General features: G+C 63.1%; 5 protein-coding genes. 2 read left to right on the forward strand and 3 right to left on the reverse strand.

The window, feature by feature from the left end; translation table 11 throughout:
* Positions 1-264 (forward strand): four helix bundle protein (locus tag HY699_03290; protein MBI4514825.1); only part of this gene is annotated, 264 nt, incomplete at its 5' end.
* An 81-nt stretch (positions 265-345) separates the two neighbouring features.
* Here HY699_03290 and HY699_03295 read toward each other — a convergent pair.
* Positions 346-954 carry a VWA domain-containing protein gene (locus HY699_03295; GenBank protein MBI4514826.1) on the reverse strand — a complete coding sequence of 203 codons (609 nt, stop codon included), beginning with the start codon at positions 952-954 and terminating at the stop codon, positions 346-348.
* Positions 955-2,155: 1,201 nt separating this feature from the next.
* On the opposite strand from HY699_03295, the gene HY699_03300 reads away from it, so the two are divergent.
* The gene (locus HY699_03300; protein MBI4514827.1) at positions 2,156-2,890 is read left to right on the forward strand and encodes a DUF4253 domain-containing protein; all 735 of its coding nucleotides are present in this window, start codon (positions 2,156-2,158) and stop codon (positions 2,888-2,890) included.
* 390 nt (positions 2,891-3,280) lie between these two features.
* Here the strand turns inward: HY699_03300 and HY699_03305 are convergent, their stop codons facing one another.
* Entirely contained in the window at positions 3,281-6,460 is a 3,180-nt protein-coding gene (locus HY699_03305; protein MBI4514828.1) for a hypothetical protein, read from the reverse strand.
* 893 nt (positions 6,461-7,353) lie between these two features.
* On the reverse strand, positions 7,354-8,383 hold a 1,030-nt coding region (locus HY699_03310; protein ID MBI4514829.1), incomplete at its 5' end, for a transposase zinc-binding domain-containing protein.

Below are 8,383 nucleotides of genomic sequence, written 5' to 3' on the forward strand. Positions count from 1 at the left end.
AGCGCACCCGCCAACATCGCAGAAGGGCAGGCAAGGGAAATGCCCAAGGCCTTCGCCAACCATCTTGGCATCGCACAGGGAAGCTTGGCCGAGCTTCTCGTGCTGGCGGTTCGGCTCGGCTATCTCACGGAAGACGAACTGACTGAAGCAAGCGCTCGAATAATCGAGATTCGTCGCCTGTTATTCGGGTTGATTCGAAAGCTGAGGGCCCAGCTACCGTCTACCGTCTACCGTCTACCGACTACCGACTACCGTCGCCACTGAATTAGGCGCGTCAGCGCTTAATTCAGTGGCATTGGCGTTAAGTGCCCCCCTGGAGACATCGCCGCGCTCCTAACCAGCCTGCTAACGTTCACCCGGGTATTTTGGGGTCGGCCGGGGCGGACCGACCGCCCGTGTTTTCTTCAGGGTGTACGGGGTGTACCTCACGTCGGCGAGGTCGAAGTGAGACGGATTGGGGAGGACCGAGCCTGTCGGGTCGAGGCTGTGGACGCACGATCTGCCCCAGGTTGCCGCGTCGGGCTCCTGCGCCTGGCCGCAATAGAAGCGCTCGACGTGGATGCCGCGGTTTCGTGCCAGCTTTTCCTGCTGGATGGCGTCGACCGGACCTTGATTGTAAGGTTCGTTGCCCACGATCAGGATGATGCCGGTGTGGCCTCTCTTCCACGCGAGTTCCGTCAGAGCCCGGTGGAGGGCTCTGCCGTGGTACTCGTTGCCGCCGCTAGTTTTGAGCCTGGATAGTTCACGCTCGAGGGCACGGAGGTCGGACGTGAACGGCACAATCTGCCGCACGAAACCGCCGGCCTCCGCTACTTCCAGGTTGCCGAACTCGTACACCGCGATCTCGCAGCTGGCTGCTTCCCGCCGGATGCCGTGCAGAAGGGACAGGATCTGCTCACAGGCCCCGGGCAGGTGGGTAGCCATGCTGCTGCTGGTGTCGATCAGGATGGCCACCTGGCAGCCGCGAGGGACTACGGTGCGGGTTTGGGTGAAGGTCACCGTTTCCTGGCTGACCTGGGTCCAGTCACGAACCTTGTAGGCGGGTCTACGGGACTCGCGCCCTGTGTGGACCTCGCCGGGCCATTCCGCCGCGGGCCCGCCGCCTCCGACCCCGCCGCCGAGCCTGGACGAAGGCCCTGGCGAGCCGCTGGTGGCCTGGTAGCCACCGGGCGTGAACTCCCGCGTCTGGAAGGTCCGTTCGGTATAATGGTTCACCGAGTGGGAGCGCGGTGGCGGTACTTCTTTCCTGGGAGCGGGCGCGCCCGGGAACCGGTTGCGGGGCGTTTCCAGAGGCCGGGGGTCGGAGAATCCCTTCTGTGGGACCGGGACTCTTTCGGGAACTCGAGAAGCGGTGCCCTTTTCCTTTCTAGGATAACCTGGCTCCGGCAGCTTCAGCCGGGGAGGATCCTGGGACGGCCGTGGACTCCCCGGCCTGGGGCCCGGCTTCGAAGCCGAGGACGGCACGGATTCCGGCGCTTTCGTCTTCGGGTCGGACGTGGGCACCGACTTCGGCGTGGGCTCCGACGGCCTGGACGGTGGGTCATACGGGGGTACCGACCTGGGCCGGGACGGCGGGTCGTAAGGGGGCACCGGCTTCGGCCGGGGCTCCGACGGCCTCGATGGCGGGTCGAAGGGGGGCACCGACCTGGGCTTGCGCTCCCACAACACAGTTCCCCTGGTTGGTGGGTCATACGGGGGCACCGATGTTCCCGCGCCCTGGTCCGGGCCGTCGGGAGCACCTGCCGCCGTTGCCGTTACGAGGAACAGGCTCAAAAGAATGAAGAGTGCGATGTCGATCAGGCGATATACAGTCAACGCAAAAGAACTCCCCTGGTTTTTCAGAATGATTTCTATAAAGAAATTATTCTAGGCGCAATTATATCATATGCATCAAGAGATCTTTTGGCCATGTGCAAGCCGCCACCCCCGCGGGTCCGCCGTCATGCGGATGGGCGCGCCGCCACGCGCGTTCCACCGTCCCAGCGGGCTGGCCCGAAGAGGCTCGAGGTCTCGGGTAACCGGTGGAGCGCCCCTCCGCACCCACCCAGCCGGTGCATGCATCAAGAAATCCGGTGCGACGCCCCGTCCATTCGCCAGGCTCAGTACCGGCATACCTGTCCAGGATTTTAAGGCCGACCTGCGAAGCCGCGAAAACATGAAGCAAGAAGCCATCCTATCCTCTTTGAAAGAAGCGGGGCTGACTCACTCTCTCGAGCAGCACGAGGAGCTGGAGGGCCCCCGCGGTCCGGTGCTGTCGATGCCGATCGCTCGGGAAACCGCGTTCGATGCCTGGAAAAGTCTGTTCTCGCGGCGAGAGGCGATGGAGGCCTGTCCCGTGGTGCTGGCCGACATCCCCATGATCGAGGAGAATTTCGACCTCAACGAGGCGTCCGAGCTCGACATGGCCCGGGCGGCTCGCCAGCTCGAGGGGGTCAACGTCGCTCCGTGGCTGACCGAGCGTTTGGAGGAGGCCGGCAGTGCCTATCTGTCGGCCGAGCCGCAGGCACCCGCCGGGCCCGTATCCGAGAGCGGCGGTTTTCACTTGCTGACAAGCAAAGAGCTGCGGCTGGCGCTGGTGCCCACCGTGCACGCATGGGAGATCCCGCTGCTGCTTGGTTTCGGAGGCTTCAACGACTGCCCGGAGCCTGTCGAGCACGCCGCGGTGCTGCGCCGATGGCAGGAGAGCCATGGAGCCCGATTGTTCGCCTTGAGCGGATCCGTGCTGGAGCTGGTGGTGGACCACCCCCCCTCCACCGGCGAGGCCGCTCTGGCGCTCGCCCGGGAGCAGTTCGCCTACTGCACCGACATCGTCACCCAGGGGACGCAGACGGTGGAACAGCTGGCGGCTGGCTTGTGGAACGCGCCGCGCTGGTTCTTCTGGTGGGATTAGCTGGGTTCGGTTCCGCCGCTTCGAGCTCCTCACGATCGGTGTGGGGGTGGCCAGCGGCCGGCGAGCTTTACCCGACGTGTATGCCTGGCCATGCATGACACTGGCATTCGCAATTTTGTGGTCACGTCGTGTCGGATTGCTTGCGCAGTGCGGGATTGCGGATTTGGGACGAGGGGTGGGGAGTCTCAAAAACGTCCCAGTGAAACTCGATCGTATGATGGAGCCGTTTAGCTCATTTCCGGGTCGACCTCAACCTCCGTCGGCCCGATGGCAGTCGGTCATGGGCCTTCCAACTTCCAGAGGCGCACTTCGAATGTCCGAGAATGAAGATCGCCATGTTAATCCAGTTTGGTCGGCCGGACGCTTCCGATCGGCAGCATGACTCTGTCTTCATGGAAGGCGGATGATGGCTACCCCACCCTCAGCGACGACGAAGAGCGTGGCTCCAGCAGCGTCCGTCCGCAGCGGACCCGTCATGAGGGTGCTGTTAGGCAACCGAATCGGGTATTCGAGGCGCTTGGCCACCAGATCGAGAGGCTGCACGTAAGAGCCGTTCCGATAGAACGCCTGGCTATTATGGCCCGGCCGAAAACACAAGGTATTCGGGTAGGCACCGGTTTGATAGATGCTCGCCTGCAGCGCAAAGTTCCGATCGTAGACGCGAATATAGTTTTCCTGCTTCACGAGCACCTGAGTACCGTCCTCGTTGACGGCCACATCAGCGATGGGCTCCCGAGTGACGAGACTGTTCAGGGTGTCCGTCGCCGTGGAGTAGTACACCAGGTCCGCGTCGCCATCCTGGTCGGCGCAGACCAGTATACTTCGATCACCTGACGCGCGAAGCGGCGAGGGATACCAGTGCGAGCCCAGCTCACTACGAATGCGCATCACCCCGGTGTTCAGATCGAGTTGACGAATATAACGGTCCGTCGCGAACAGGGCTCGGTTTTGGGCATCCACCGCAACCACCCGGGGGCGCGGCGTCTCCCAACCGTCCCCGGAAAGAACGTGCTCGGTCAGCCGCACAGGCGTCCGGTCCAGGTCAAATACCTGCAACACCTCGGCCGCGCTGGGAGCGACCAACAATCTTCGAGAGGTTCGGTCGAGATCCAGAGAAGTGGGCTGGCAGCCTACCGGCAGCGGCGGAAGCTGCACGCAGTCCGCGAGCCGCACGATATCCACTCGGTTTCGAGTCTGGTTGGCCACGTACAGCAACCCGCGGACCTCATCGACGACGAGGTCCGAAAGCTGGCCGTCGATGGGAACGATCGTGGCCGGATAACTGGATGCCGCATCGACGGCGAGATACATACTGAGAATGACCGTGTGCTGGCCATCGCTTACCGCGATCCGGCTCTCGAGATACGTCCCCGCCTGAGCTGGCGTCGAATTGAGCTGCAGTCGCGCAGTGGCCGGGTCGAAGGTGGCCCCGGGCGGAAGGGCGAGCGCGGAGTACGTCAACGGGTCGTGATCCGGATCGTAGGCCTGAACGGTCACACCGACGCTTTGCCCCGCCGGAACACGGCCTAAGGGGACAGGTTCCACAATCGGCGCCCGATTGTACTTCACGGGTATGACCATCAACCCGGTCGCGGCGATACCGAACACTCGCAGTCCTCGGTCGTCGGTTTCGATATCCGAGGTGATTTCGGCTGGAATCGCCCACCTGTCGATCTCCAGAATTCGACCTATGTCGAGCACGCTGAGCTCCGCCTTGTTTCTGACGACTCCATAGGCGCGATCCTCGGAAGCAAAGACAACGCGCTCGCTGGGGATCGCACCTCGCACGATGGAGTTTTGATCCACCACGACGCCGGTGAGCGCGCTGCGAGTCCCGCCCGGACTGGTGGCTGACGATCGATGGAAGAGGTTCAGATTCTTGTCTTTCGTGAAGGCATCAGTGCCGGCATCGTAGGTGTAAAACTCCCCACTCGAGGTGTTGCCCTCGGCGAAGAACAGTTTCTTCCCCAGCCTGTCTCTTGAAGGGAATGTCGGGTAGCTGGTCTTACCGCCCTCGATGTCGGCGCGGCGCCGAATCGATAGCGTGGCAAGATCCAGCTCCCACAGGTCCGTCCAACCAGACCCTTCGTAGACACACGAGAAGAACGCTTTACCATTGGCGGCCGAGATGATGCGGTCGGGACGATTCGTCGCCGTGACGGTGACAGGTGAAGGAACAGGCAATTGCGTCACCGTCGGCGGAGTGGCCGTCAGATCGACCACCCCCAGTTGGCTGGTTCCCGATTGGCATACGAGCAGCCAGCGCGAATCCAGAGTCATGTCCAGGCCCACCGGGAGAGAACCGACCGGAATGGGAGCCAGCAGCCTGGTCTGAGCCATATCGTACACTTCGATTCGACCGTACGTGTAGTTGCTGGCATAGACCCTGTGGCGCTGAGGATCATAGACAAGATCCTTGAGAACCCCGGTCACCGGGAGGATCGCGGCCGTCTCGGGGCGGTCTTCTATCCAGACTTCGGCCGGGGGTGAGAAGGCTCCAGGGCCGGCCTGATTGTAGGCCCGAACCCGATAACGATAACGGGAGTCCATCACTACGTTCTGCGTATCGATGAACTGGACGACACCCGCGGTCACCTTCTTGCGAAGAACGTCCGGACCGCCGTCCACGGATCTCCAGATCTCGAAGCCGGTCTCGTTGGTCGAGGTGTCGGTCCAGGCCAGGCTGACGGACAGGGTGCCCCCTCCCCGCGAGGCCGTCAGAGCGGCGGGGGCTGCGGGCAAAGGAATCGATAGAGCCACCGCTGAGGACTCCCCCGAGAAACTCGAAGACCCGCCCGCGTTCGTGGCTCGGACCTCGTAGGCATAGCTCTGTCCCGCGCTGAGAGCCGTGTCGGAGTACTTCGTCGTCCCCGCCGCCACGCGCTTGTACAGAGAATACTTCCCCGTCCCGGCCCTACGGTGGATCTCGAAGTTGCGCTCATCGGCCGACTTGTCTTTCCAGGTAAGATCGATCCGGACATCCGCAGGGCTGCTGGCCGCCTGCAACGGCCCGGGAGCCGCCGGCGGAGCAACCGCAGGCGTCGTCACGAGGATCGGCCCGACCTCCCCAGACGTGCCTATCGAGTTGTAGGAACGTATCTTGTACTGGTAGGTCCTCACCGCCAGAGGCGCCGCGTCCAGCATCGAAGTAATGTTCTTGCCGGGCCGGGCAATGCGCTTGAACACCCCCGAATCGCCTTCGCTGCGAAAGACTTCGAACCCAGCTTCGTCAGCCGACAGATCGCTCCAGGTCAAACGGACCGACGCGTCCGGCAAGGCCTCGCCTCGGAAGGCCCCCGGCGGGTTCGGGGCACCGGCCGCGGCCACCACTTCCCGAAGAGCCAGCTCCGGCTCCGCGGCAGTGATGTCAGGCATCGATTGGAGTCGAGCTACGATGTGTTCAGCTTCTGAGCTCGGCACGCTCACCCGGAACGACGAATCACCGTCCTGGACCAGCCGAATTTCCTGCCCCAGCTCTTCCGACAACGTCAGGATAGGCTCCCCGGACTCAAGCCCGCCGATCTCCTCTCGAAGCCGCGACTGAAACTCCGAGGAGTCCCCGATATCCAAACGTAGTACTCGTGTAGGGTCGTCCGGGGACGGCTCCGTACGGGAAACGGAAGACGGGCTGCCACATCCCCCGAGGACCCAAAGCAGCACCAGGACATATCCCGCATGAAGACGGGACTTCAACACGGTGATCACCGCCTCGTCGATTCCAGGCGGCAATTCGGGAGGACCATGCGACTCCTGGGCCTCCCCCGATGCTCACCCGCCCCGACAGAGGTCTTAGGGCCCGTATGCGCGGGTTCCTCCCGGGTTCCCGGATAAGCTGCTCCGTCCGGCTGGTCGACAGCTCACGGATCCGTTCCTGCCGTGAGCCTCCCTCAACGTTCCGCGACGATGCAGATGCCGTGCCGCTCGTTGCCGGAATCCGGCGGGACCTGGCCCACCCTCGCCCGCCCGACACGCTATCACTGGAGCAAGAAGCGGCTTTGGGCCAAATCTTTGTGGGCGACGTGTCCGAGGCTCCCGACTTCGATTCGATGGCCCGGAACTCCCGAACCCGATAGCTGCGGTCCATAGTCGGACGGGTCCAGCGTGTGTCTTGTCTACTTACCGAACATTTTGGGATCCACTTCGCGCTCCAGCACCGGTCAATCAGCTGCGCCCAAGGGATCGGCGGTGGTCTGGAACGGCCGTCCTGCCTCCTCCGGTTGGCGAGTGCGAGCACAAGGAAACGTGGAGGCCGCAATCGGCCAAGTTATGTGACCATGGCTGCGGAACCCTTATGGAGTGCGGGTTTGGCGCCATTGCCCCTGCGCAATTCGGAACGCTCACAACCACGGGCCTTTCCGCTCCTCGGGGCCCGAACTCGTGGTAGAGACGTCACATAATCCCCGGACCAGTGTCATGCGCCCAGCGCACCGTCCTACTGCAAGTGCAGACGGCTTGAGGTTCCTTCAACTTCGGCGAGGACCCGCCAGACCCTTTATGTGATGGTCCGGCCGGTGCCAGAACCCGTCAAGAGTCGCTGCGCTTCTGCTCTTGACAGAACCTGACACCGGCCGGGAACAGCCACCAGAGGGTCTGGGAGAGGTGAGGTCACATAACACGGACGTCACATAAGCCAAGAAATCCACGGCGTGCAGATAGCGTAGTTCGCCGCCTTTGCGGGTCCGGTAGCCGACCACACCGGTGGACTCGACATAGTGAAGCCGGTCGAGCGCCACCGGCGGGCGGGTCAGATACCGAAGCAGGGTTCGGAGGCGGTCTCTGTCGCAGGGCTCGACGCGGGTGTCGACGTGGACGTTGAAGCCGCTGCGCTCTATCGGCCACGAGAGCATAGTTTCGGCCGCGTCGGGGCTGATCAGGTTGAGACGCGTGAAGGAGGCGAGGATAGAGTCACGCAGGAGACCGGTGAGCTGAGCTGCATCCCAGTCCAGTATCCCGTAGAAGTCACCTTCCGGCATGAAAACGCCATCCGTGATGAGTATGTGGAGGTGGGGATGGAAGACGAGAGAATCCCCGAAGGTTTGCCCGGCCACAACGGCGCCGGGACGCGCTTGTTCTCGCGAGTTCCGGCGGCTGCGGTGGCAACCCACCTGCCGCCGGAGGTAGCGGAACAGAACGCCCATGGCCAGGCGGGTTACCCTTCGCAGGAGTCGGGGAGTCTCCCGAATTCGGTGGCGGATGCCCATAAGGCGAGGCAGGGTGATGACGACATGGCGATAGGGCACGTTCGGGAGGACATCGCCCAGGCCGGCAGCGAGGTCCTCCGCGCGGCGGGTCATGCAGGAGGGACAAATTCGGGTCTTGCACGAGAACGGTATGGCCAAACTGATTTTGCATTCCGGGCACTTGAATAGGGTGAGGCCCTGGCTCGGGTCACCGCACAGGAGGAACTGGTTGAGCACGCGCTCCACGTGAGCGGCCAGGGGACCGTGGGTTGACCGATGCCGTTCCTCGTAGTGGTCGAGGAAGCTCTGCAAG

The organism is Deltaproteobacteria bacterium, assembly GCA_016210005.1.
GTDB lineage: Bacteria > Desulfobacterota > Binatia > HRBIN30 > JACQVA1 > JACQVA1.

Excerpts from the sequence above, each read along its gene's own strand:
- HY699_03300 (MBI4514827.1), top strand. The coding sequence starts at position 2,156 with ATGAAGCAAGAAGCCATCCTATCCTCTTTGAAAGAAGCGGGGCTGACT.